Below are 22,958 nucleotides of genomic sequence, written 5' to 3'. Positions count from 1 at the left end.
TTACTTCAAACCTGTTGTGAGGTAAGTTAACGATGCCTTAACCACGCTGTTTGCTGAGCTTGACTCCGGGCAGTGTGGCTATTTTTTTGCAATGGTGAAAGGAAGCAAGTCATGACAAATCACATTGTATTATTTGAACCACAAATTCCACAAAATACAGGCAATATCGCGCGTACTTGCGCTGCGACCAATTCTCCCCTCCACATCATCAAGCCAATGGGCTTTCCTATTGACGACCGCAAGATGAAGCGAGCTGGTTTGGATTATTGGGATAAGCTAGAGATTTATTTTTACGAGAGTTTGGAGGATTTCATGTCTCAGATGAAGGGAAAACTCTATCTGATTTCGAAATTCGCTGAGAAAGTGTATTCTGAGGTGGATTTATCGACTAACGAAGACCATTATTTTCTCTTTGGACGTGAAGACAAGGGCTTGCCTGAGGACTTTATGCGAGAACATCCTGAAAAGGCTCTCCGTATTCCTATGAATGATGAACATGTCCGCAGTCTCAATGTGTCTAATACCGTCTGCATGATTGTCTATGAGGCTCTTCGCCAGCAGAACTTTGCAGGTCTTGAGCTTGTTCATACCTATGAAGCAGATAAATTGAAATAAAAAATGAAAATGAAAATGAACAAAATGCTTGCGCTTGCAAGCGTTTTTTGTTATGATAAAAGAGTCTTCAGGGCAGGGTGTGATTCCCGACCGGCGGTGACTTTAACTAGGAAATGATCTTTTCCTTTTATACTTTGTTGACAAGCTTTGCCTAACCAGAAGTTATGCCTACAGCTTGTCGCCTAGTCTAAAAGAAAAATCTCTATTTCCTTCTCTTTAAAGAAGTCCGCGAGCGCAAGCTGATGTGGTGAGATTCCACAACCGACAGTATAGTCTGGATGGGAGAAGACGAAAGAATAGCTTTGTCTGTTCTGATAGATTTATAGCTAAACTGTAACCGCTTGCTTGAATTTCCTTAATAGAGTGAGAGGGAACTTTTGGGATATAAAAAGTGAGAATAGATAGAGGAATCCTTTCTAACTTCTTCTGATTTTATAGAAAATTGGAGGAACCTGTTATGACAAACACACGTCGACTTTCGACCATTGCGATTTTATCAGCCATCTCATTTGTGCTGATGTACTTTGACTTTCCGCTTTTGCCAGCGGCGTCCTTCCTCAAGATCGAATTTAGTATCTTGCCAGTCCTTGTGGGCTTGGTGGTCATGGATTTGCCTGCTGCTCTAGGAATTCTCTTGCTTCGCTCACTCTTGAAATTGCTTCTTAACAGCCAGGGAGTGAATACTTACATTGGTTTGCCAATGAATATCGTAGCTTTGGGAGTTTTTGTCATCGTATTTGCTTTGATTTGGAAAAAGGAACGGACAACCCTTCGTTTCCTACTAGGCTCTCTAGCTGGGACTATTGGTTTAACCGTGGCTATGTTGGTTCTCAACTATGTTTACGCTGTTCCTCTGTACGCTAAGTTTGCTAACTTTGATATTGGAAAAATTTTGGGACTTTCCAACTACCTAATGACCATGGTATTACCTTTTAACTTGATTGAGGGTGTAATCTTTTCCGTTTCATTCTGGTTGTTGTATGTTCTCTTGAAACCAACCTTAAAACATTATGAGAGATAAACAAACATTTTTAATGAAGGGCAGTTTTGCCCTTTTACTTTTCGTTATTCTTGGCTACATGGTCAAATTTTACCCTGAAACGCTGGTCGGTTTTGATCAACCGATACAGACTGCCGTTCGAGGAGACTTGCCAGATTACTTGACTATTCTTTTCCGAGCTATTACACGTCTGATTGATATTCCAGTGATTATCACTTGGGTTGCCATTACAGCTTTTGTCTTTTATCGTAAGCGGTGGAAGATAGAAAGTTTCTTCATGCTGGGAAATCTAGCTTTGGCAGGTCTTTTAATCGTGACATTTAAAAATATCTACCAGCGCCCACGACCAGCTATTTTACACTTGGTAGAGGAGAAGGGATTTTCCTTTCCAAGTGGCCATTCTCTGGCTGTAACCTTGATGGTCGGTTCTCTGATTGTCATTCTCAGTCAACGGATGAGAAATCCAGTCTGGAGAAAAATCGTACAAATCGTCCTTGGCCTTTACTTAGTCAGTGTGTTGGTATCAAGGGTCTATCTGGGAGTTCACTATCCATCAGACGTCTTTGCCAGTCTCTGTGTGGGTTTGGGAGTCCTGTTTATAGAGTTTCCCTTCTATGACAAGCTCCGCTTCCAATGGCGATTTAAAGGTAAGCAGAAGTGAATATCAAATTCTCTTGAGGAGAAAGAAATGAAAGTCAGTATAGCAGATCTTCATCCGACTCAACTATATTTATCAGAAAAGAAGTTGCAATATATTCAGATGCTTTATCAGTCTGTAGAACTAAACAATGTTGATCCAATTAGTATTCTTGCCTTTGGAAATTGCTTGTTGATTACAGATGGGCATCACAGGGCTTATCAGGCTTTATTGGCAGGTCGGGATACAATTTCTGCTGAGTTTGATAGAGACGGCGGTGATGAACTATATCATCTCTATGCGCAAGCTTGTGAGGAAAGAAAGATTTATTCTGTTCTGGATTTAAAAAATCATATCTTACCTCAAGATGAGTATGAAGCAAAATGGTATAACTGGTGTGAGGGTTTTAATCAAGCAGCAACTCTCTTATTGAAAAGGAAAGCAGATGAAACAGATTTTACAAATAGATAATTCACTACGTCTCGTTCCTTATTGTAAGGTCAATCATTGTGAGGAAGCTTTTGCTTGGTATCAGAATGTGGACTTGGTTTACCTCGTAGATGGGGTGAAGCTTCCTTATAGTCAAGAAACTTTGGAAGCCATGTATTCCTATTTGGATCAGCATGGTGAACTTTTTTGGATTGAAGTCAAGGAGAAGGGAGAATGGTTTCCAATTGGGGATGTTACACTATCTCAGGATAATTTCCCCATTGTGATTGGGAATCCCGCTTACCAACATCGAGGACTTGGAAAAAAGATTCTAAGTGCTTTGATTGAATTGGCTCGAGTAAAAGGATGGAGAGAATTGAGAGTCAAGGAAATCTACACCTACAATCATGCTTCTAGGAGGTGTTTCAAGTCGCTTGGATTTGTGGAAAATGGAGCAACAGAAAAAGGAACGAGTTTTATACTGAAATTAGTCTAATCTAACTTGTTTTTTAACTAAAAATCTGATAAACTATGTAGTAATTGAATAGAAATCTGCAAGACTAGTAACTCAAGGGAAGTATATCAGGGAGGAGAGCCGTGACTGCAAGCTCTCTATATGAAAGCTGGGTGAATTCACTTGCGCATGGATTTAGAAATGAAGGTCTGACTTGTCAGATGAAAACGGATGGTACCGCGTGTCAACGCTCCGAGTGGAGTTTTTGGCATGTGGTTTTCTTTTTATCTACGAGCGACTGATGGAGGAATTATGTCAACTATTAAAGAACAATTAAAAGCGCTTCGCGAAGAAACGCTGGCTAGCTTGAAGCAGATTACTGCTGAAAATGAAAAAGAGATGCAAGATTTGCGTGTCTCAGTCCTTGGGAAAAAGGGTTCTCTTACTGAAATCCTCAAAGGGATGAAAGATGTCTCTGCTGAGATGCGTCCAATTATCGGGAAACACGTCAATGAAGCTCGTGATGTCTTGACAGCAGCCTTTGAAGAAACAGCTAAACTCTTGGAAGAAAAGAAAGTCGCAGCTCAACTAGCTAGCGAGAGTATCGATGTGACACTTCCAGGTCGTCCAGTTGCGACTGGTCACCGTCACGTTTTGACACAAACCAGTGAAGAAATCGAAGATATCTTCACTGGGATGGGTTACCAAGTCGTGGATGGTTTTGAAGTGGAGCAAGACTACTATAACTTTGAACGTATGAACCTTCCAAAAGACCACCCAGCTCGTGATATGCAGGATACATTCTATATCACAGAAGAGATCTTGCTCCGTACTCATACATCTCCTGTGCAGGCGCGTGCCATGGATGCCCATGATTTCTCTAAAGGTCCTTTGAAAATGATCTCACCAGGGCGTGTGTTCCGTCGTGATACGGACGATGCAACCCACAGTCACCAGTTCCACCAAATCGAAGGCTTGGTTGTTGGGAAAAATATCTCTATGGCTGACCTTCAAGGAACCCTTCAGTTGATTGTGCAAAAAATGTTCGGTGAAGAGCGTCAGATCCGTCTGCGCCCATCTTACTTCCCATTCACAGAGCCATCTGTTGAGGTGGATGTTTCTTGCTTCAAGTGTGGTGGAGAAGGCTGTAACGTATGTAAGAAAACAGGTTGGATCGAAATTATGGGTGCCGGTATGGTTCACCCACGTGTCCTTGAAATGAGTGGTATCGATGCGACTGTTTACTCTGGATTTGCCTTTGGTCTTGGACAAGAGCGTGTAGCTATGCTCCGTTACGGAATCAACGATATCCGTGGATTCTACCAAGGGGATGTCCGCTTCTCAGAACAGTTTAAATAATGATTAGAAAAGTAGAAATGGCAGATGTTGAGGTGTTGGCTAAAATAGCCAAACAAACCTTTCGTGAAACATTTGCTCATGATAATACGGAAGAGCAGTTACAGGAATACTTTGAAGAGGCTTATAGTCTGAAAACTTTGTCAACTGAGTTGGAAAATCCTGACTCCGAAACCTATTTCATTATGCATGAAGAGGAGATAGCTGGTTTTCTCAAAGTCAACTGGGGAAGTGCTCAGACTGAGAGAGAATTAGAGGATGCTTTTGAAATTCAACGCCTCTATGTGCTACAAAAATTTCAAGGATTTGGACTAGGTAAGCAACTGTTTGAATTCGCTCTTGAACTTGCTGAAAAAAATAGTTTTTTCTGGGCTTGGCTAGGTGTTTGGGAGCATAATACAAAAGCTCAAGCGTTTTATAATCGATATGGTTTTGAAAAATTTAGCCAACATCATTTTATGGTTGGTCGAAAAGTAGATACGGATTGGTTACTGAGAAAGAAATTAAGGTAAGAAGATGATTCTTCTATTGAAATGATAGGAAAGGAAAAGAACTAGGGTGACAACTGTCATTCTGGAGAACTAAATTATGCTTGTATCTTATAAATGGTTAAAAGAATTGGTGGACATTGATGTGCCATCACAAGAGTTGGCTGAAAAAATGTCAACTACAGGGATCGAGGTAGAAGGTGTCGAATCACCTGCTGCTGGTCTCTCAAAAATTGTCGTCGGTGAGGTCTTGTCTTGCGAAGATGTGCCAGAAACTCACCTCCATGTTTGTCAGGTTGACGTTGGCGAAGAAGAAGCCCGTCAAATCGTTTGTGGTGCCCCAAATGTGCGTGCTGGAATCAAGGTTATGGTGGCTCTTCCAGGAGCTCGCATCGCTGACAACTACAAAATCAAAAAAGGAAAAATCCGCGGTCTTGAGTCACTTGGGATGATCTGTTCACTTGGTGAATTGGGAATTTCTGACTCAGTTGTGCCTAAGGAATTCGCAGATGGCATCCAAATCTTGCCAGAAAATGCCGTTCCAGGTGAGGAAGTCTTCTCATATCTAGACTTGGATGATGAAATCATCGAACTTTCAATCACACCCAATCGTGCGGACGCTCTTTCTATGCGTGGGGTGGCTCACGAAGTGGCAGCCATCTATGACAAGGCAATCAACTTTAAAGAATTTACTCTTTCAGAAACTGACCAAGCTGCAGCAGATGCTCTTTCTGTGGGCATTGAGACAAACAAGGCGCCTTACTATGCAGCTCGTATCTTGGACAATGTGACTATCGCACCAAGTCCACAATGGTTGCAAAACCTTCTCATGAACGAAGGTATCCGTCCTATTAATAACGTTGTGGACGTGACCAACTACATCCTTCTCTACTTTGGTCAACCAATGCACGCCTTTGACTTGGATACCTTTGAAGGGAGTGACATCCGTGTGCGTGAAGCGCGTGCTGGTGAAAAATTGGTGACCTTGGACGGTGAAGAACGTTACTTGGACGTGAATGACCTAGTCATCACTGTCGCAGACAAGCCAGTAGCCCTTGCAGGTGTTATGGGTGGTCAAGCAACAGAAATCTCTGAAAAATCTAGTCGTGTCGTTCTTGAAGCTGCAGTCTTCAACGGAAAATCAATCCGCAAGACTAGCGGTCGTCTCAACCTTCGTTCTGAGTCATCTTCTCGCTTTGAAAAAGGGATTAATGTGGCAACTGTTAACGAAGCCCTTGATGCGGCGGCTAGCATGATTGCAGAACTTGCAGGTGCGACGGTGCGCAAAGGCATCGTTTCAGCGGGTGAACTTGATACCTCTGATGTGGAAGTTTCTTCAACTCTTGCTGATGTTAACCGTGTCCTCGGAACTGAGCTTTCATATGCTGATGTAGAAGACGTCTTCCGTCGTCTTGGCTTTGGTCTTTCCGGAAATGCAGACAGCTTTACAGTCAGCGTCCCACGTCGTCGTTGGGATATCATAATCGAAGCGGACCTCTTTGAAGAAATCGCTCGTATCTATGGTTATGACCGCTTGCCAACTAGTCTACCAAAAGACGATGGGACAGCTGGTGAATTGACTGCGACGCAAAAACTTCGTCGCCAAGTTCGTACCATTGCTGAAGGGGCAGGTTTGACAGAAATCATCACCTACGCTCTAACAACTCCTGAAAAAGCAGTCGAGTTTACGGCTCAACCAAGTAATCTTACTGAACTTATGTGGCCAATGACAGTAGATCGTTCTGTCCTCCGTCAAAATATGATTTCTGGTATCCTAGATACAGTTGCCTACAATGTGGCTCGTAAGAATAAAAACTTGGCCCTTTACGAGATTGGAAAAGTCTTTGAACAAACAGGTAATCCAAAAGAAGAACTTCCAAATGAAATCAACAGCTTTGCTTTTGCCTTGACAGGCTTGGTTGCTGAAAAAGATTTCCAAACAGCAGCAGTTCCAGTTGATTTCTTCTATGCTAAGGGAATCCTTGAAGCGCTATTTTCTCGTTTGGGACTCCAAGTAACCTATACGGCAACATCTGAAATCGCTAGCCTTCACCCAGGTCGTACAGCTATGATTTCACTCGGTGACCAAGTTCTTGGTTTCCTTGGCCAAGTGCATCCAGTCACTGCTAAGGCTTACGATATTCCAGAAACGTATGTGGCTGAGCTCAACCTTTCAGCCATCGAAGCTGCCCTTCAACCAGCTGCTCCATTTGTGGAAATCACGAAATTCCCAGCAGTTAGCCGTGACGTTGCCCTCCTTCTCAAGGCAGAAGTGACTCACCAAGAAGTTGTGGACGCTATCCAAGCTGCCGGCGTGAAACGTTTGACAGATATCAAACTCTTTGACGTCTTCTCAGGCGAAAAATTGGGACTTGGTATGAAGTCAATGGCTTATAGCTTGACTTTCCAAAATCCAGAAGACAGCTTAACGGACGAAGAAGTCGCACGCTATATGGAAAAAATCCAAGCGTCTCTCGAAGAAAAAGTCAATGCAGAAGTGCGTTAAAGTATCAATCCATCCTTCGGGGTGGATTTTTGCTTTTCAAATAACAATTCAGGATCAAAAATAGACAGTTGAGGAACAGAGAAGATAAATTGGAGTTTACCAGTGTATAATGTACTCATAACTCAAAGTACCCTAAGATTTTTTACTAAAATGAGGATGATAAAAATGGACAGAAATCATTGTAAAGGCTATCAAAAAGGAGTATAATGAGTGCAAGACATTTCGGAGGTGAAAGATGCTAGAAGTAAGAAGTCTAGAGAAAAGTTTTGGACCCAAGCAAATTTTGTTTGGCGTTGACTTTCAAGCGCGACCAGGTCGTATTTTGGGATTAGTCGGGAAAAATGGTGCTGGGAAAACAACGATTTTCCACAGTATTTTGAAGTTTTTAGAATATCAAGGAGAAATCAGTCTGGATGGTCAGGATATTCGTCAAGAGACCTACGCTCGGATTGGCTATCTACCTGAAGAACGCAGTCTCATGCCTAAATTGACAGTCCTTGAACAAGTTCGCTATTTGGCGACTCTAAAAGGCATGGATGCCAAGGAAATCAAGGAAAAACTCCCTCAATGGATGAAGAGGTTGGAAGTGAAAGGGAAGCTGACAGATAAAATTAAGAGTCTGTCAAAAGGAAATCAGCAGAAGATTCAGCTCATTATTACTCTGATTCATGAGCCAGACTTGATTATCTTGGATGAGCCTTTCAGTGGATTGGACCCAGTCAATACTGAATTGCTAAAGCAAGTCATTTTTCAGGAAAAAGAGCGCGGAGCAACCATTATCTTTTCTGACCATGTCATGACCAACGTCGAGGAGCTTTGTGACGATATTCTCATGATCCGAGATGGCCGTGTGGTCTTGCATGGACCAGTTCAGGATGTCCGCAATCAATACGGGAAAACGCGTCTCTTTGTTTCAAGTGAACGAAGCAAGGAAGAATTGGAAAAACTTCCTCATGTTAAACAGGTGAGTTTGACCAAACAAGGCAGTTGGAAATTAATCTTGGAGGATGAGAGCGCTGGAAGGGAACTTTTCCCAATCTTGACTCAGGGGCAATATATCGCAACCTTTGATCAACAAGCGCCAACAATCGATGAAATCTTTAAACTAGAATCAGGGGTGGAAGTATGAGAAATATGTGGGTTGTAATGAAGGAAACCTATCTTCGACATGTTAAATCGTGGAGTTTCTTCTTTATGGTGATTTCACCATTCTTGTTTATCGGTCTATCTGGGGGAATTGGCTACCTCCAAGGGTCTTCTATGGCCAAGAATAGTAAGATAGCAGTAGTAACAACTGTGCCATCTGTGGAAGATGGGCTCAAGGGTACCAATGGTATCAACTTTGATTATAAGGATGAAGCCAGTGCCCAAGCTGCTATCAAAGATGAGAAAATCCAGGGTTACCTAACCATTGACCAAGAGGACAGCGTCCTCAAGGCCGTCTATCATGGTGAAACTTCTCTTGAAACAGGCATCAAGCTAGCAGTAACCAATAAGATCAACGAACTGCAATACCAACTCAATCGTTCGGCAGCCAATTTGTCACAAGAACAGGAAAAACGCTTGGAACAAACAGTTAACTTTACGGAGAAAATTGATGAATCCAAGGAAAATAAAAAAATGATTCAAACCTTTGCGGCCGCAGGGCTTGGTTTCTTCCTTTATATGATTTTGATTACCTATGCTAGTGTCACTGCTCAGGAAGTGGCTAGCGAGAAAGGAACCAAAATTATGGAGGTGGTCTTCTCTAGTATCCGAGCTAGTCATTATTTCTACGCTCGCATGCTGGCTCTGCTTCTTGTGATTTTGACCCATATTGGCATTTACGTCGTGGGTGGACTTGCTGCCATTCTTCTCTTTAAAGACCTACCAATCTTGGCACAATCTGGTATTTTAAACCATATAGGAGAGGCTTTCTCGCTCAACACCTTATTGTTTGTCTTGGTTAGCCTCTTTATGTACGTTGTTTTAGCAGCCTTCCTAGGTTCTATGGTTTCTCGTCCTGAGGACTCAGGAAAAGCCTTGTCGCCTTTGATGATTTTGATTATAGGTGGTTTTTTTGGAGTGACAGCTCTAGGTGCAGCTGGTGACAATCTCATCTTGAAGATTGGTTCATATATTCCCTTTATTTCGACTTTCTTCATGCCGTTTAGAGCTATTAATGGTTATGCAAATGGGTTAGAAGCTTGGATTTCGCTTGCTATTACGATTGCTTTTGCAGTAACGGCAACAGTCTTTATCGGACGTATGTATGCTAGCCTCGTTCTGCAAACAGATGATTTAGGTCCTTGGAAAACCTTTAAACGTGCCTTATCTTATAAATAGAAGAGCCTCGCGAAAGCGAGGTTTTTTAGAGATAAAAAGAGTGGAATTCAGAAAAATATTTTTCATATCTATTGACTTTTAGGGGTGAAATTTGGTATTATAGTAGGCGGTATTGTTTACCCCATTTGAAAGGCCCCGGAACCTTCCAAATACTTTTCGATGGGAAGGAACACCCATCACCGTAAACAAAAATCGAACTATATATAGGAGAAATCATGAACAAAACAACATTTATGGCTAAACCAGGCCAAGTTGAACGTAAATGGTACGTAGTTGACGCAACTGATGTACCACTTGGACGTCTTTCTGCAGTAGTTGCTAGCGTACTTCGCGGAAAAAACAAACCAACATTTACACCACACACTGATACAGGTGATTTTGTGATTGTTATCAATGCTGAAAAAGTTAAATTGACTGGTAAAAAAGCAACTGATAAAATCTACTACACTCACTCAAACCACCCAGGTGGATTGAAACAAATCTCTGCAGGTGAACTTCGTTCTAAAAATGCAGTACGTTTGATCGAGAAATCAGTTAAAGGTATGCTTCCACACAATACTCTTGGACGCGCTCAAGGTATGAAGTTGAAAGTATTTGTTGGAGCTGAGCACACTCACGCTGCACAACAACCAGAAGTTCTTGATATTTCAGGACTTATCTAAGGAAAGGAACAATAAAGTATGTCACAAGCACAATATGCAGGTACTGGACGTCGTAAAAACGCTGTTGCACGCGTTCGCCTTGTTCCAGGAACTGGTAAAATCACTGTTAACAAAAAAGATGTTGAAGAGTACATCCCACACGCTGACCTTCGTCTTGTAATCAACCAACCATTCGCAGTTACTTCAACTGCAGGTTCATACGACGTTTTCGTTAACGTTGTAGGTGGTGGATACGCTGGTCAATCAGGAGCTATCCGTCACGGTATCGCTCGTGCCCTTCTTCAAGTAGACCCAGACTTCCGCGATTCATTGAAACGCGCAGGACTTCTTACACGTGACTCACGTAAAGTTGAACGTAAGAAACCAGGTCTTAAGAAAGCTCGTAAAGCATCACAATTTAGTAAACGTTAATTCGAAAGAATTACTTACTTACAAAGAGCACCTTTCGGGGTGTTCTTTTTGTACGCTATTACTAAATTGGTGAAATTGACACAGTTGTTGCGACTTTAGTCGCTTACAAATGTGGCTGCAACCTGACAAGGTCGGTAGCCTCAAAACGTTAAGAATCAGCTACAATACAGCATCTTCAACACTTCATGGTTCACACCATGGAGTGTTTTTTGATGATTTTTAGCAAAATTCACACCATTTTTCACACTAAATTCACACCATTACTTTTTAAGATTACGATAAGCAATCTCTCTAACAGCCATTGGAATAATATTCGAAGTATTGACATAAGTCTTTGTTGTAATCGTGTCACTATGGGTTAGAGCTTTATAGATTCCATAGTTTAATCCAGTTTTAGATATTTCATTTTCTCCTTTATTTTATTATTTCTTGAGTATTAGCTTCTCAGCAAAAACGTTGAGAGCAAGTGCGACAGAATTTCCATTCAGCGAAGTATCTGATAAGAAAATAGGGTTGACTGCCTCAACAAGAGCATCTTCTGGAAAGACAGTGGTAGAAGCAGGTGTAATAACGTGGAAGGCACCATGAGTTTCACTATTTAGAATATGTCTTTGGTCCTTTCCTTCTTTACCAAAGATATAACGAGGAACGTTTCCTAATTTTTAATAGTAAACTGGACCGATAAATTCTGGTTTCATTTTTAAAGTGTCTGGTATCATAAGTTTTTTCCTTTCTGATTGTAAAATAAAAAGAGTTAAGCTGGTAGCTTCACTCTTGAGTAGTAGTGAGAAGAGAGTTTACGTTTAAACATTCTAGTATAGAATTCCACTTCAGCATGAGAAAATCCTGTGATGAGTGATTTCTTTGCTAAAGAATCTAAATCATTCAAAGCTTGAGTATATAGCTTTGCGATTAGCTTATCAGATGAACTGAAGATTCTATAAGTAAATGTGTAATTATCGTAAAGTCTTTGACATTGTAGTGCTAAAAAAATTTGTCATAGTATCCTCCTTTATTATAAAAGTGAAAAAGCTACTAAGTAAAAAGAAGACTTAGTAGCTTGAGAGTGAGTCTATCTGATAAGGATAGACAGTAGTAAAGAAAAGTTATTTGGTTGAAGGCTTCCTCCTTCACGGTGGCAACGTTTAGCAAGGTGCTTTGCATGAATTACCATCGCTCTCCCAGCCAACCTCAATAGGTAGTCATTATCATACTCACTGGGTTCTCTTACGCCCTTTGGCGAAGCTAGTTCACTTTACTATACGGAAAAGTGCGAAAATCCGAAATGCGTGGAAGCCCACAAAAATGTTTTATATCTTCACTTCAACCATAAGAGACTTGACTTTTCTTTCCAAAACATTTACAATAAAGGTACGAAGTTTAGTGTAGTTTTGGCAATCAGTCCTCTGGTTGTCAGACGCACTTTTTATTAAATTTTCAAAGATCGTGATGCTGAAGTTAAGCATTATTATTTTTATAACATTTATAACTATCGGCTATATTCACATTTTATAACTATCGGTTATAATTGTCAATAGATTTTTGGAAAATTCTTTAAAAATTTTAAGAGGAACATAATGGAATTTTCGGAACGTATAAAAGCTCTAAGAAAACAAGCGAAATTAACTCAAGTTGATGTGGCAGAAAAATTAGGAATTTCGCAACCAGCTTATGCTTCATGGGAACGTGGAGCTAAAAAACCAACACAGGAAAATTTAGTTAAGATAGCACAAATTTTAAATGTTTCAGTTGATTATCTAGTTGGGAATTTAGAAGAAAAAATAGACGAATTGGATAATATTGAATTACTTTTCCGTATGAACTCAAAAGGATTAACTGACGAAGAAAAAGAGATTTTCAAAAAAGAGTTGATTGAGTTTATGGAAGAACGGAAGAGAAATTTTGAGTCCAGAAGTTAGTATATAAATGTTATAAAAGTACAATTTAGATTCTATTAAAAATTTAATTCATGGATAAAAAATGCCAATAGAATTTATTCAGACTTATAATTGAGTGATGTATTACTTGTTAATTTTTTGAAAATATTATATAATAAGCTAGTTTAGGAGGTGAAATTTATGTTTTTAAATACCATAGTATATGATGAACAGCAGTATGAGTCAGTAAAACGTAGTATTTCTACCTATCGAGAAAATTTTAAGAACTATCGTTCTGAACTCGAAAGAAGAGTAGACGATGATGAAGAGCTCAAATTTTTTTATTCTAACATTATATCTGAAAGTATTAAAGTATCTATTTTAGATAAGATTAGTTCTGATAAGTTATTACAAAAAAAATATTCAAATGATTTAATAAAATTTTTAAATTTTTATAGCGGTGTATTATCAAAGGAAACTAATTTCTTAAAACATAATAGTGATGTAGAAAACTCTATTAATATTTTACACAGTAATAATGATAAATTACAGAATAAATTAAAAGATATTTATATTCAATTTGAAACAAACTTTTCGAAAAATGATGATTATAATTTCGAATTAGATAATATTGTAGTAACACTACCAGAAGGAGATAATAATGAAGGTAATCAAGTCGATAGATTCAATTTATCCAACAGAATTAATATTCAATTTAAATAGATTAGATGAAAAACTTTTACCAAATAGTGAGGTTGAAATTAATGTTGGAATAACAGTTAAAGAATTTGAACATGATGACCAAGGAAATTTCAGAGCAATTGTTTCATTCCTATTAAGAGTTGCTGATGAAGAGGAAGATTTATTTAAATTATCGCATCGAATAGAATTCACTAGTTCAGATGAAAACTTTAATATCAAGGATAGGGAATGTAACTTTGCATTGTTTGAAATCGTAGAACCTTATATAAGATATAGATTTAATGAGTTGTTTTCACAAACAAAATTCTCATCTCTTGAGATTCCATATAGATTTTGGGAGACAATTGATGACAGCTCAGAAATATAAACTAAAGCATATCAGATTTAAGTCTAATCGAAGAATTACGCCAACACATGTACATAATGTTGTATTGGAATTATATAAGTGGGCTATTTCAGACTATTCCTGTTATAGAATTATTAATAGTTTTTTTGATTCAAATAGAAATAATAATGAAACTCAAGCAGTTATAGGTTCTCGAATTGAAGATCTTAAAGAAGAACAAGAAGTTCTTTATAATAATTCAGTTAATAGATACAGTTTTTATAAATTGAAGAAATTACTTCTAGATTTATTTAATAATAGTTTGATATCTGCTCAAGACTATCGTATGATATATAGTTATTACCTTGAGTATATCACAATGCAATGGAGAAGAACTTCGGGTAGATTTGGAAAAGTTGTTTATGAACCTTTAATAAAGTATAAGCGGAAGGAACTATTTGGAAATAAAGATTTTTCTAAGTCAAAATGTGATGTAGTGTATAAGAATAATAGAGATAAGTCACTATGTATTTATGAGTGTAAATTTGGGTTATCTACTTTTTACTACCATCTCAGAGTTGATATCAATACTGCAACAGGAAAATTGAAAAAAAGGGGAATTCAAGCTAATCGTAAAATTCAATATCTAGAAGAGTGTAACAATGTTTTTAAAACTAGTTCCGATGTTATTAATCTTGATGTAAAAATTGTAACACTTGCAACTAGAAGTTCTATCATAAGTTCTGTTGGTTTATTAAGAGGTATTGATTTAATGACTAGAGATGAACTAGAGGCCAAAGACTTTTATGACTTGTTAAAAAAATAAGGGAGTCTAGCTGAAGTTAATGAACATTGTAAATAAATCCTTGGAATAATGTTTTTTCAATAATAGACTATTAAGGTTATGATTTTTAAAATATTATATTAATTTTTGTATTGAAGAGTGGACAGACGTCCACTTTTTTTGTATAATAAACTAAACCAAATAGGTTTAGTTTTGCAACTAGTGATTTAAAGGAGGTACTGATTGTTGGATGAATTGTATTCAAGAGTAAGTGAAATCACAAAACAAGTCCTTTATTCCTTTATGAAAGATGAAGAAATTTCAACTCTGAACTATCACTTTCACTACTATTTTGACCATTGTATCGATGTGAGCCAGATTCAAGTCATCCCTCATCATTTTTCAAACCATAAGATTGAAGGGTTGACGGTTATTGATAGACTTGGCATCAGTTTTTCATATGAAAAAGATAGCCCCGTAAACAAACGAAACTTTACCTTGTGTCATGAATTAGGCCACTTTATCTTAAAGCACGTTGGTTCATATTTTACAGAGTCAGTAGATAATCAGGAGTCTATTCTAGAGCGAGAAGCTAATGTGTTTTCAGCTATTGTTCTGATGCCTGATATTGTGCTACTATCCAAGATTTACTACTCTTGTGATACTTTCCAAAAGGTCAAAGAGGATCTAGAGGTTTCAAAGCAGGCTCTTTATTTCCGATTAATTGACTTATTGAGAGATTACCAAGTGGATAATGAATTAGCTATCAAGCAGGCAGTAGATGAATACCTAGACGGTCAAAATGCTTCGCTTCACCATTATTTTCATCAACTGAAAGAAGTATTGATTGAAGAGTTCAATCAATATCAACCCTCGCTTATAGCACAGCTAAAAAAGAGATTGAAACAAACTAATTTCGTGACGAGTCAAGAATTACCAGAATTGCTTGACCAGACAAGGTGGGATGAGATTAGAGCAATAAAGAAATTTAAAGTATGGCTTGTATACAATAAGGGAAAATCTTTAGCTTATGTGTGGGATAGCAACAAACTATCAGAGATTGAAGCAAGAAGAAAGGCGAATTTAGAAATATTAGCCATATAAGTAAAACTCGGAGGGAATAGCTAAAACTGACATAAAAATATATTACACTACAATTATGTGTTGTTATTAATCATACGTTGTACTAAGAGCTTATAAAAGATTTTTATGTATGTTGTGAGGATAGTTCATAGATAAATCAAGTGAAATCAAAAGAATATTAAGTCAATTTAAAGTTATTAATAAGTAAAATATAGTATTAGTAAAAGGAAGAATCAAATGAAAAATTCATTTATTTATATTATAGATTGGACATCTACATTAAGTGCTATTAAAATTGGAAAAGCTGATAATGTTTATTCCAGATACTCTCAATTAAAGTCTAATTTTGGAGAAGCTGACTTAGCAAATTCTTACTGGATCGAAGTTCCAGTCTCTAAAGTAAATGATATCGAAAAATTGATACATTTGCGATTGAAGAGATATCGAAAAGAGATACCAATTAAATCTGATGGATCTACAGAATTTTTTGATATCAATTCTTTTGAAAGTCTTAAAGAAATTTGTAAAGATATGGATTTAACTATTCAAAAAGGAATAAGTGAATCTAAAAAGAAGGATAAGCGAATTATGACTTATGCTGAACAACAACAAAAAGCCAAAGAAAATATTGAAAAATCAATAAGAAAAGTTCAACGAACTCTAAAAAGGCTTATTACTGTTTTTAAGTATTTAAACCAAGAAAAAAATAATTTTGAAATTAAATATATGAAACCAGATGAAAAAGCCTTAATTAGAAGATATTACGAGAGTGACTCTCCAAAAAGATGGATAAACAGTTTTATTATTTGTCCTGAAAAAAAAGTAAAAGGCAAATTTTTGGATTGGCTTCAAAAGAAAAGTTCTTTAGATATATATTACGGAATTGGGGCTGGAAGCAGTTTCAGGAATTTGTTTTCTTATCCCTTAAATGATTCAGACGATGAGTTCGTTACAGATATTTATTTTCAAGAGTACTTCCTAACTAATTTAAAAAATTTAAGAGCATTGGAAAAAAATGATAATCCAAAACAATATGATTATAATCAAAAATACCTACTACCATATCTTGATGAAATCATTTTTCAAATAGAAAAATTTCTAGAAAGAAGACAAGCAGATTTTAACGTTGAAAATTGGTTATATCCAAATTACGAATGGCTAAATAATAGAAATAAGAATAGATGTTCTGAAGTATTTAATCTGCAGAAACCATCAAAAAGAGTAATTAAAGTAAATTTAGAGACTGAAAAAATTGAATCTATAATTGTAACTAGAAAAAATTGGATTTTAAAACTCAAAGATAAAGAAGCAGAGATTTTTATATCGCGCTTACATAATGAAGACAATAGTTTTTCGCATGATCATTTATTTTATTTCGCAGATGAAGATAATTATTTTAAGTTTTTAAATTTTATTAATGATCTATTCATTAAAGATACTAAAGTAATAAACGTAATAGAAACAATTATATATTATCCTAAATCAATTGAAAATAAAATATACTCTATTGATGATCTTGTTGAATGATAGTCTATCTTATAATTTAATTTCTTTAAATCAAGAATGTTTTTCTAAGAATTTTATTAATTAACAGAGCTGTTTTTAAAAAACTTCTTTCCTATCTAGAAATGGATAGAATCTTCCATTATTCATCGCATGAGATAGACATTCCGTGCTAGATTGTGGATATAACGCCTCACATTTTTACGTTGATATTTCTATAGTTCGAGCAAGTGCTATTATACATGTCAAGTACTTCCATTGCTATTTTCTTATTTTAAATTATCCAAGTATTAATTGTTTAACAAATTATCACCTAATGCTATTGATTAAACTATTGAGAAAAAATGCCAAAATTTTGATATAATAGAACTATCAAAAAGTAAAGGAATTGATTGGTATGAACGCAATCACAGCTCACATTGATTACGTAATCGGACGTGTTTTTTCGTTAAGAGAAAGGGGATAATATGAATTACTTAAAATATTTCGTTGATTTCGAAAAAAATATCATAACACTACTTTCTCGAACGATTGGTACAAAACTGAACTTGGTGTCTATGCCGAACTATCAAAATCAGAAAAGGCAATATCAAAAAATGGAGATTTCTCGGAGGAATTTTATAGAGCGAGGTTGGTTTATAGTCTAGTGAAATCAAAAGCATATCCAGCAGAGCATATTTTTGTAGAATATAAAATTCCAAAAGGGAATAACGGGAAAAGTATCAAACCTGATATTGTGATTTTTCAAGAGGATTGGTATAACGATTATCAACTAGCTAAACAGACTAAAGACTATTCTCATCTAAGAGAAAAATATTTACTATTCTTTGAAGCTAAAAAGAATAGTAAAACAATTCAGTCAGCTATTGAAAATCAGTTAAGGTCTGCCATGAGTGAAAGTACAAGTGATTTGCCTATATATGGTGTATACTTTGATAACAAAAATGAACTTTTGATTTTTAAGAAAACAGGTAAAAATGAGATATATCGTTATTATCAAGATAAGAGACCTTTAAAGGGAAGTACAGGATTAAATTCTTGGAATTTATCACTAAGAGACCAATTATCACAATTACCATCTTACGAAGAATTGATTAAGGCATCTGAAACTTATTCAAATTTATCAAATCAATTTGTAATACACATGGAACCGATGGACCAAAAAGCGTTTGGTGAAGTTGTGCAGTCTCTGATAAAAGAAGCAGACAAAATACACCCAGATGGGAATGTGAAAGAACTTATTGTTGAATTCTTAACTATTAAAATTTTTGATGAAAAGCGTTCTATTGAATTAAATAGACATGTTGACTTTTATATTGAAAATGATGAGATTGAAATTAATGGGTTAGGAAAGCTAACGTTTAGAAAACGAATTGCGGAATTATATAATTCTGCAAAACTAGAGTACCGAAAATTATTGTCAACTTCTCGACAAGTCTTTAATTATGATGATAAATACCGACCTGATAGCAACAGTGATGAGAAATTTTTAATCGCAGTTATCAAGCAACTTCAACAATACTCGATTTTAAATGCTCCTAATGATGCTTTCAATCAAATCATTTTTAACAACTTTGGTCAAGAAGCAGATAAGGCTTCTAAATCACAATTTTTTACTCCGATTCCAGTTGTTAACTGTTTGGTAGAGATGATAAATCCAAGAGTGGGAGAGACTGTTGTTGACCCAGCTGCTGGTATTGCAGACTTTTTAGCAATGACTTATAAATATACTCATCCAAACAAAACTTCCAGCCCCGCTACAAATATTTTTGCATTTGATATAGATAAGGATAATTTGAAGTTAGCGGAATTAAACCTCGTATTAAATGGAGACGGAGGTGCTCAAATTCATCAATTAAATTCTCTATCGCAAAAATTAACAGTTTCTGGTGTCCCCACAACTGAGGGAGAATTTACTACAGTTGAATTTAACAAAGACGATTGGTCTTCTAAGATAAGTCAAACAAGAGATGTATTATCATATGATATTGTTTTGACTAACCCTCCTTTTGGTAAAGGAAGGGATTTATCAACAGGTGATAAAGGTATCTGGGATTTACCTATTGAAACTCTAAAACTATATGATACATTTATAAACAAATTGGATATAGACGATTCATTACCCAAAACGATGGATATGGGGGCGTTGTTTCTAGAAAATAGCGTTAAACTTTTAAAAGAGGGAGGACGAATGGCTATTATTTTGTCTAATTCTCTTGCTACAATAGAAGAGTGGATAAATGTAAGAAAATGGTTCTTATCAAAAATGCGTTTAGTAGCCACCTTAGATCTTCCATCTAATTCATTTGGAGAGACAGGAGTTGCAACTACGGTTATCATTGCTTATAAACCTAAAAGGGAAGAACAAGACATGCTAGATAAGGACTATTCGGTATATATGGCTAATGTAAATAACTTGGGTTATCAGGTAAAAACTGTTAATCGAGTTATTACATTTGTACCAACATTTAAACGTGATTTTAAAACATTTGAAACTCTTGATGAAATAGACGAAGATTTCACTGATATTATATCCGACTTTAGAGATTATTTATTAAGCCAAGAGCCATCAATTAAGCAAGCTTTTTTAGGAGAGTGAGCTTATGAAAGTTTCTATTTCAGATTTTAAAAATAATGATTTTTCTTTTTCGCAGGCGTATTATGCTGGTAGAGTATTGCCTCACAACACTGAGTTAGTACCACTGCTGAGTTTATTAGAAAATGAACCAGAAAAAGGGATAGAATTTGGTTCGGACAATTATGTAGATAGTAGATATATAAATTCAGTCCCTTTTGTTAAGATTTCAGATATTTGGGAGGGGCAATTTACTTTCAATTCTAGTCGTGAAACCGAATTAGTTGCTCCGCTAAAGAATTATAAATCTCTCAATAATGGCGATTTCGTTATTCAAACAGCTTCAAAACAATTAGGGAAAATCAGTTTATACATCGGTCAAAAGTCAGTTGCTTATAATTCACATCTTAGAATTATAAGATTTAAGAAGTTCCATTTTTATTTGTTAGCATTTTTCAATAGTCAGTTAGGGTTAAATCAATTCATCCAGAGAGGATCAATTCAAGGAGTTGATAATTTTTCTAAGAAAACTTTCGACAACCTACTAGTACCGATTCCTCCTAAAGAAAGTTTAGATAAAATATCTCAACTTTCTCAAAAAATCGTTGAAATTGAAAAACAAATGTGGACCATACGGAAAATTATCAATGAGATTTTTGATAATCATGTCGGCGTAAACGGAGAGCAATTATTACTTACTCAGCGTAGAAATTCAGTTGTTTCAATTAACCAATTATCTGAACGTGCTTGGAATTTTCGAGAACACTCCCATGATTTCTCTCAACTAATCTCACGTATTATAGACACTTCCTATTTAGCACCTGAGTACCTAGATGTGAATAAAATACGTGGAGGGAATACTCCAAAACAAAGATTTATTGGTGAGACAAATGAATATGAAACACATTGGATAACACCTACCGATTTCGACGATTTTGGATTTATTGAAGAAAAACAATCAATTGCTTCTACTAATCTTAAAAATATAAATCGTCCTACTTTAATGGTAGTTAATAGGACATCTCGTAGCAATGGAGAATATGTTGGCATTGCAGGTTATATAGATGGACATAGACTAGCTCATAATAATCAAGGTGTATATTGTTATGATGACGCTTCAAAAGAACATCTTCTTTATTTAACTGCTCTAATTAACTCGAATCTTTATCGTTATTTGTTTCAGTCGGTGGGAAAAGGTTCAAAAATGCGTGAGATTAGGAGTTCAGACCTAGCTAGGATACCAATGTTAAAACTTAAACAAGATAAAGAAAATGATATAATTACTTTGATGAGTAACCAAAGTAAGAATGGATATTTAGATTTAGCACAAGAACGTGTCAGAATAAAATCAGAAATTGAGAAGTATTTTAGCACAGGTATATTTTTAGAGACACCTTGATTTAAATGAGTATAAAAAGGCGATTTCTGCTTGGAAGTCGCCTTTTTGTATTAACGAAAACACTACATATTGTGGTGGGTGTAAACTGGTATATAGTACTTACGAGAATGTCATAGATTAAGTCTTTTATATATTGCTCTCTTATTTCAACTTTCCGAAATCTAGAGTTATAGTTTTTAGGTTTTGCTTCTTCAAAACACTTCCTCCCTATCCAAATTTGGATAGGGCTTTTTATTGTTCAAAATTCGACTTAGTATTTCAACACTAGATTTCAAGTAAAATAACTCCGTTTTACTCAATTCATTTTCATAATTGTTCTCTATATTTTTACAATGACGCTTAATATGCCATAATGCTCGTTGAATATTTTTTTCTTTTAAATTTTTCATGACTATATCATACTATAATCAATATCAAAATAGATTTTATTTTCTCAACTGTTCAAAATTTAGCCTGAACTGTGCTAATGTATCTACGCTTTTAATTGGATAGCTTATTACTAATTAATTTTAACTGAAGTCTAAAATTAGATGTTTAAATAAAAAAAGCAAGCATTTATAGCTTGCTTAAGAAATTAAAGATTTCGCTCTTGGACTTTACGAAGTAGCTTTTCTTTGTCCTCTTCAAGTTCAAGTTGGTGAATTTTAGCGTGGCAATTTGGACAAACTGCGATTGCATTTTCAATTGTGTCCTCGCCGCCTTTTGATAAGTATTCAATATGGTGAACATGTAAAAATGGTTTACCTTTTACTTCAAAGGGAGCTTTATTATCACATAATTGACAAATTCCTTTAGCAAGTTCTTTTACATATTCTTTTATTGCAGGGGAACGTTCATAAGTCAAAGTAGATACTCTTCTAAAAAGATGTTTATTTTTATTTGAATTGCTTTTTTCAATTGCTAATTCTCTAATTTCTTGAACATTCTTACGTAATATTGTTTTTTCTAATTTTTCTTCATTTTGTATTAATGTATCATTATTTGGGCAATACTCTGAAGTTTTTAATTTTAGAGGGAATTTATAGACAATACGCTTATTATTATTTTTATCAGGTTCAATTTCTTCGAAAGGTGGTTCAGCAAGCTCAATTATACCTGCATAGGTATACTCTGCGTCTTTAAAGACTTCAAATAAATGTACAGTAACACCATTGTTACAAGATTCCATTAAAGTTCTGTTCTGAGCATAATCAAGTTTTTGATCACCTACTTGTCCCATTCCGGTATAGTAAAGTATATTACCTATGGTAAACAGATTTACCTGTTTGTTTTGCTATGAGAACAAGAGTATTAGTTGTATTTGATTTTCTCATACCACCTTGTTTGGAACATCTAAAAACTTTGGCAATAATATCATTAGTATAGATGTCATTTATTTTCAAATCATCAATAGTTTTGATATTGCTACTACTCTGAGTGTTTGTCATAAAAACCTCCAAATTATGGTATACTACTAATTGTAGTATACCATAATTTGAATACATATGATAAATTATGATGGAAGTTGATTGTTATTGTAATGAATGCTTAGGCTACTTTAGTTATGATGTTTATGAAATAGATAACTTCAAAAAATATCGATGGAGTTGTTCTGAGAATACAGAGGATGCATAGAAATTTTCTATAATATTAGTTACATTAAAGATCTATACAGAATTTATTTTCTAGATATATAATAACCCTTATCAAAAATAAGAACATTGATAGAAGGTAATTGTATAGATAAATGAGATTCGGATGTTGTTTCAATATATATGATATTATCTACTATTTTTAGAATCATTGTATATTATGTTATAATAAAATTGTACGATTGTTTGTTAATTT

24 protein-coding genes, 1 pseudogene and 1 riboswitch are annotated in these 22,958 nt (G+C 35.7%); of the genes and pseudogenes, 20 read left to right on the top strand and 5 right to left on the bottom strand.

Annotated elements, in window-relative coordinates; all coding sequences use genetic code 11:
* Window positions 1-111: 111 nt before the first annotated feature.
* From DXN33_RS06020 to rpsI, 12 genes are all read left to right on the top strand, one after another.
* On the top strand, window positions 112-615 hold the full coding sequence (locus DXN33_RS06020) for a tRNA (cytidine(34)-2'-O)-methyltransferase (protein ID WP_115904623.1): 504 nt from the start codon (window positions 112-114) through the stop codon (window positions 613-615).
* A gap of 59 nt (window positions 616-674) precedes the next feature.
* A riboswitch (FMN riboswitch) is annotated at window positions 675-909 on the top strand.
* Window positions 910-1,072: 163 nt separating this feature from the next.
* Complete coding sequence (locus DXN33_RS06015; protein ID WP_000185823.1) at window positions 1,073-1,636, top strand: ECF transporter S component; 564 nt, start codon at window positions 1,073-1,075, stop codon at window positions 1,634-1,636.
* A complete protein-coding gene (locus DXN33_RS06010) occupies window positions 1,626-2,276 on the top strand; it encodes a phosphatase PAP2 family protein (protein ID WP_033629025.1) in 651 nt (216 codons plus the stop codon). Before DXN33_RS06015 ends, DXN33_RS06010 begins: the two co-directional genes overlap by 11 nt.
* 27 nt (window positions 2,277-2,303) lie before the next feature.
* Window positions 2,304-2,723, top strand: a complete 420-nt coding sequence (locus tag DXN33_RS06005; protein WP_000868606.1) for a hypothetical protein — start codon at window positions 2,304-2,306, stop codon at window positions 2,721-2,723.
* Entirely contained in the window at window positions 2,698-3,177 is a 480-nt protein-coding gene (locus DXN33_RS06000) for a GNAT family N-acetyltransferase (protein WP_000809632.1), read from the top strand. The genes DXN33_RS06005 and DXN33_RS06000 overlap by 26 nt, the downstream gene beginning before the upstream one ends.
* Window positions 3,178-3,447: 270 nt before the next feature.
* Window positions 3,448-4,494: a phenylalanine--tRNA ligase subunit alpha gene (gene pheS, locus DXN33_RS05995; protein WP_115904711.1), complete on the top strand. Its 1,047-nt coding sequence runs from the start codon at window positions 3,448-3,450 to the stop codon at window positions 4,492-4,494.
* A complete protein-coding gene (locus tag DXN33_RS05990) occupies window positions 4,494-5,003 on the top strand; it encodes a GNAT family N-acetyltransferase (RefSeq protein ID WP_115904622.1) in 510 nt (169 codons plus the stop codon). Before pheS ends, DXN33_RS05990 begins: the two co-directional genes overlap by 1 nt.
* Before the next feature lie 76 nt (window positions 5,004-5,079).
* Complete coding sequence (gene pheT, locus DXN33_RS05985; protein WP_115904621.1) at window positions 5,080-7,485, top strand: phenylalanine--tRNA ligase subunit beta; 2,406 nt, start codon at window positions 5,080-5,082, stop codon at window positions 7,483-7,485.
* Window positions 7,486-7,720: 235 nt separating this feature from the next.
* On the top strand, window positions 7,721-8,614 hold the full coding sequence (locus DXN33_RS05980) for an ABC transporter ATP-binding protein (RefSeq protein ID WP_115904620.1): 894 nt from the start codon (window positions 7,721-7,723) through the stop codon (window positions 8,612-8,614).
* A complete protein-coding gene (locus DXN33_RS05975; protein WP_115904619.1) occupies window positions 8,611-9,810 on the top strand; it encodes an ABC transporter permease in 1,200 nt (399 codons plus the stop codon). The genes DXN33_RS05980 and DXN33_RS05975 overlap by 4 nt, the downstream gene beginning before the upstream one ends.
* A gap of 215 nt (window positions 9,811-10,025) precedes the next feature.
* Window positions 10,026-10,472 (top strand): 50S ribosomal protein L13, encoded by a 447-nt coding sequence (gene rplM, locus DXN33_RS05970; RefSeq protein ID WP_001044624.1) that lies wholly within the window; start codon window positions 10,026-10,028, stop codon window positions 10,470-10,472.
* 18 nt (window positions 10,473-10,490) lie between these two features.
* Window positions 10,491-10,883, top strand: a complete 393-nt coding sequence (gene rpsI / locus DXN33_RS05965) for a 30S ribosomal protein S9 (protein ID WP_000075964.1) — start codon at window positions 10,491-10,493, stop codon at window positions 10,881-10,883.
* Between the two features lie 260 nt (window positions 10,884-11,143).
* Here rpsI and DXN33_RS05960 read toward each other — a convergent pair.
* Window positions 11,144-11,257, bottom strand: a pseudogene (locus DXN33_RS05960) (integrase); the annotation flags it as partial.
* A 48-nt stretch (window positions 11,258-11,305) separates the two neighbouring features.
* Entirely contained in the window at window positions 11,306-11,521 is a 216-nt protein-coding gene (locus tag DXN33_RS05955) for a cytoplasmic protein (protein WP_258864236.1), read from the bottom strand.
* 939 nt (window positions 11,522-12,460) lie between these two features.
* On the opposite strand from DXN33_RS05955, the gene DXN33_RS05945 reads away from it, so the two are divergent.
* The 8 genes from DXN33_RS05945 (at window position 12,461) to DXN33_RS05905 (ending at window position 21,131) form a co-directional block, all read left to right on the top strand.
* Window positions 12,461-12,802, top strand: coding sequence for a helix-turn-helix domain-containing protein (locus DXN33_RS05945; protein WP_115904617.1), 342 nt, complete (start codon window positions 12,461-12,463; stop codon window positions 12,800-12,802).
* A gap of 159 nt (window positions 12,803-12,961) precedes the next feature.
* Window positions 12,962-13,483, top strand: a complete 522-nt coding sequence (locus tag DXN33_RS05940; protein WP_115904616.1) for a hypothetical protein — start codon at window positions 12,962-12,964, stop codon at window positions 13,481-13,483.
* The gene (locus tag DXN33_RS05935) at window positions 13,422-13,829 is read left to right on the top strand and encodes a hypothetical protein (protein ID WP_115904615.1); all 408 of its coding nucleotides are present in this window, start codon (window positions 13,422-13,424) and stop codon (window positions 13,827-13,829) included. The genes DXN33_RS05940 and DXN33_RS05935 overlap by 62 nt, the downstream gene beginning before the upstream one ends.
* Window positions 13,810-14,613, top strand: a complete 804-nt coding sequence (locus tag DXN33_RS05930; RefSeq protein WP_115904614.1) for a hypothetical protein — start codon at window positions 13,810-13,812, stop codon at window positions 14,611-14,613. Before DXN33_RS05935 ends, DXN33_RS05930 begins: the two co-directional genes overlap by 20 nt.
* 204 nt (window positions 14,614-14,817) lie before the next feature.
* Entirely contained in the window at window positions 14,818-15,675 is an 858-nt protein-coding gene (locus DXN33_RS05925; RefSeq protein ID WP_115904710.1) for an ImmA/IrrE family metallo-endopeptidase, read from the top strand.
* A gap of 216 nt (window positions 15,676-15,891) precedes the next feature.
* On the top strand, window positions 15,892-17,181 hold the full coding sequence (locus DXN33_RS05920) for a GIY-YIG nuclease family protein (protein ID WP_115904613.1): 1,290 nt from the start codon (window positions 15,892-15,894) through the stop codon (window positions 17,179-17,181).
* Between the two features lie 562 nt (window positions 17,182-17,743).
* Window positions 17,744-19,756, top strand: coding sequence for an N-6 DNA methylase (locus DXN33_RS05910; RefSeq protein ID WP_258864235.1), 2,013 nt, complete (start codon window positions 17,744-17,746; stop codon window positions 19,754-19,756).
* A 4-nt stretch (window positions 19,757-19,760) separates the two neighbouring features.
* Complete coding sequence (locus DXN33_RS05905; protein WP_115904610.1) at window positions 19,761-21,131, top strand: restriction endonuclease subunit S; 1,371 nt, start codon at window positions 19,761-19,763, stop codon at window positions 21,129-21,131.
* Between the two features lie 191 nt (window positions 21,132-21,322).
* Here DXN33_RS05905 and DXN33_RS05900 read toward each other — a convergent pair whose 3' ends face one another.
* The 3 genes from DXN33_RS05900 to DXN33_RS09800 form a co-directional block, all read right to left on the bottom strand.
* Window positions 21,323-21,520, bottom strand: a complete 198-nt coding sequence (locus DXN33_RS05900) for a hypothetical protein (protein WP_115904609.1) — start codon at window positions 21,518-21,520, stop codon at window positions 21,323-21,325.
* A gap of 185 nt (window positions 21,521-21,705) precedes the next feature.
* Window positions 21,706-22,350, bottom strand: a complete 645-nt coding sequence (locus tag DXN33_RS05895; protein WP_258864231.1) for an HNH endonuclease signature motif containing protein — start codon at window positions 22,348-22,350, stop codon at window positions 21,706-21,708.
* Between the two features lie 19 nt (window positions 22,351-22,369).
* Window positions 22,370-22,558, bottom strand: a complete 189-nt coding sequence (locus DXN33_RS09800; protein WP_258864230.1) for a hypothetical protein — start codon at window positions 22,556-22,558, stop codon at window positions 22,370-22,372.
* Window positions 22,559-22,958 lie beyond the last annotated feature (400 nt).

Source organism: Streptococcus sp. NM, from assembly GCF_003390135.1.
GTDB lineage: Bacteria > Bacillota > Bacilli > Lactobacillales > Streptococcaceae > Streptococcus.
This window is presented reverse-complemented; position numbering and strand designations above follow the sequence as displayed.

Coding starts and splice junctions, on each gene's coding strand:
- DXN33_RS05935 (WP_115904615.1), top strand. CDS start 13,422: ATGAAGGTAATCAAGTCGATAGATTCAATTTATCCAACAGAATTAATA.
- rplM (WP_001044624.1), top strand. CDS start 10,026: ATGAACAAAACAACATTTATGGCTAAACCAGGCCAAGTTGAACGTAAA.
- pheT (WP_115904621.1), top strand. CDS start 5,080: ATGCTTGTATCTTATAAATGGTTAAAAGAATTGGTGGACATTGATGTG.
- DXN33_RS05930 (WP_115904614.1), top strand. CDS start 13,810: ATGACAGCTCAGAAATATAAACTAAAGCATATCAGATTTAAGTCTAAT.
- DXN33_RS05975 (WP_115904619.1), top strand. CDS start 8,611: ATGAGAAATATGTGGGTTGTAATGAAGGAAACCTATCTTCGACATGTT.
- DXN33_RS05900 (WP_115904609.1), bottom strand. CDS start 21,520: ATGAAAAATTTAAAAGAAAAAAATATTCAACGAGCATTATGGCATATT.
- DXN33_RS05940 (WP_115904616.1), top strand. CDS start 12,962: ATGTTTTTAAATACCATAGTATATGATGAACAGCAGTATGAGTCAGTA.
- DXN33_RS05945 (WP_115904617.1), top strand. CDS start 12,461: ATGGAATTTTCGGAACGTATAAAAGCTCTAAGAAAACAAGCGAAATTA.
- DXN33_RS06015 (WP_000185823.1), top strand. CDS start 1,073: ATGACAAACACACGTCGACTTTCGACCATTGCGATTTTATCAGCCATC.
- DXN33_RS06020 (WP_115904623.1), top strand. CDS start 112: ATGACAAATCACATTGTATTATTTGAACCACAAATTCCACAAAATACA.
- DXN33_RS05990 (WP_115904622.1), top strand. CDS start 4,494: ATGATTAGAAAAGTAGAAATGGCAGATGTTGAGGTGTTGGCTAAAATA.
- DXN33_RS06005 (WP_000868606.1), top strand. CDS start 2,304: ATGAAAGTCAGTATAGCAGATCTTCATCCGACTCAACTATATTTATCA.
- DXN33_RS05980 (WP_115904620.1), top strand. CDS start 7,721: ATGCTAGAAGTAAGAAGTCTAGAGAAAAGTTTTGGACCCAAGCAAATT.
- rpsI (WP_000075964.1), top strand. CDS start 10,491: ATGTCACAAGCACAATATGCAGGTACTGGACGTCGTAAAAACGCTGTT.
- DXN33_RS09800 (WP_258864230.1), bottom strand. CDS start 22,558: ATGACAAACACTCAGAGTAGTAGCAATATCAAAACTATTGATGATTTG.
- pheS (WP_115904711.1), top strand. CDS start 3,448: ATGTCAACTATTAAAGAACAATTAAAAGCGCTTCGCGAAGAAACGCTG.
- DXN33_RS06010 (WP_033629025.1), top strand. CDS start 1,626: ATGAGAGATAAACAAACATTTTTAATGAAGGGCAGTTTTGCCCTTTTA.
- DXN33_RS06000 (WP_000809632.1), top strand. CDS start 2,698: ATGAAACAGATTTTACAAATAGATAATTCACTACGTCTCGTTCCTTAT.
- DXN33_RS05920 (WP_115904613.1), top strand. CDS start 15,892: ATGAAAAATTCATTTATTTATATTATAGATTGGACATCTACATTAAGT.
- DXN33_RS05905 (WP_115904610.1), top strand. CDS start 19,761: ATGAAAGTTTCTATTTCAGATTTTAAAAATAATGATTTTTCTTTTTCG.
- DXN33_RS05895 (WP_258864231.1), bottom strand. CDS start 22,350: ATGGGACAAGTAGGTGATCAAAAACTTGATTATGCTCAGAACAGAACT.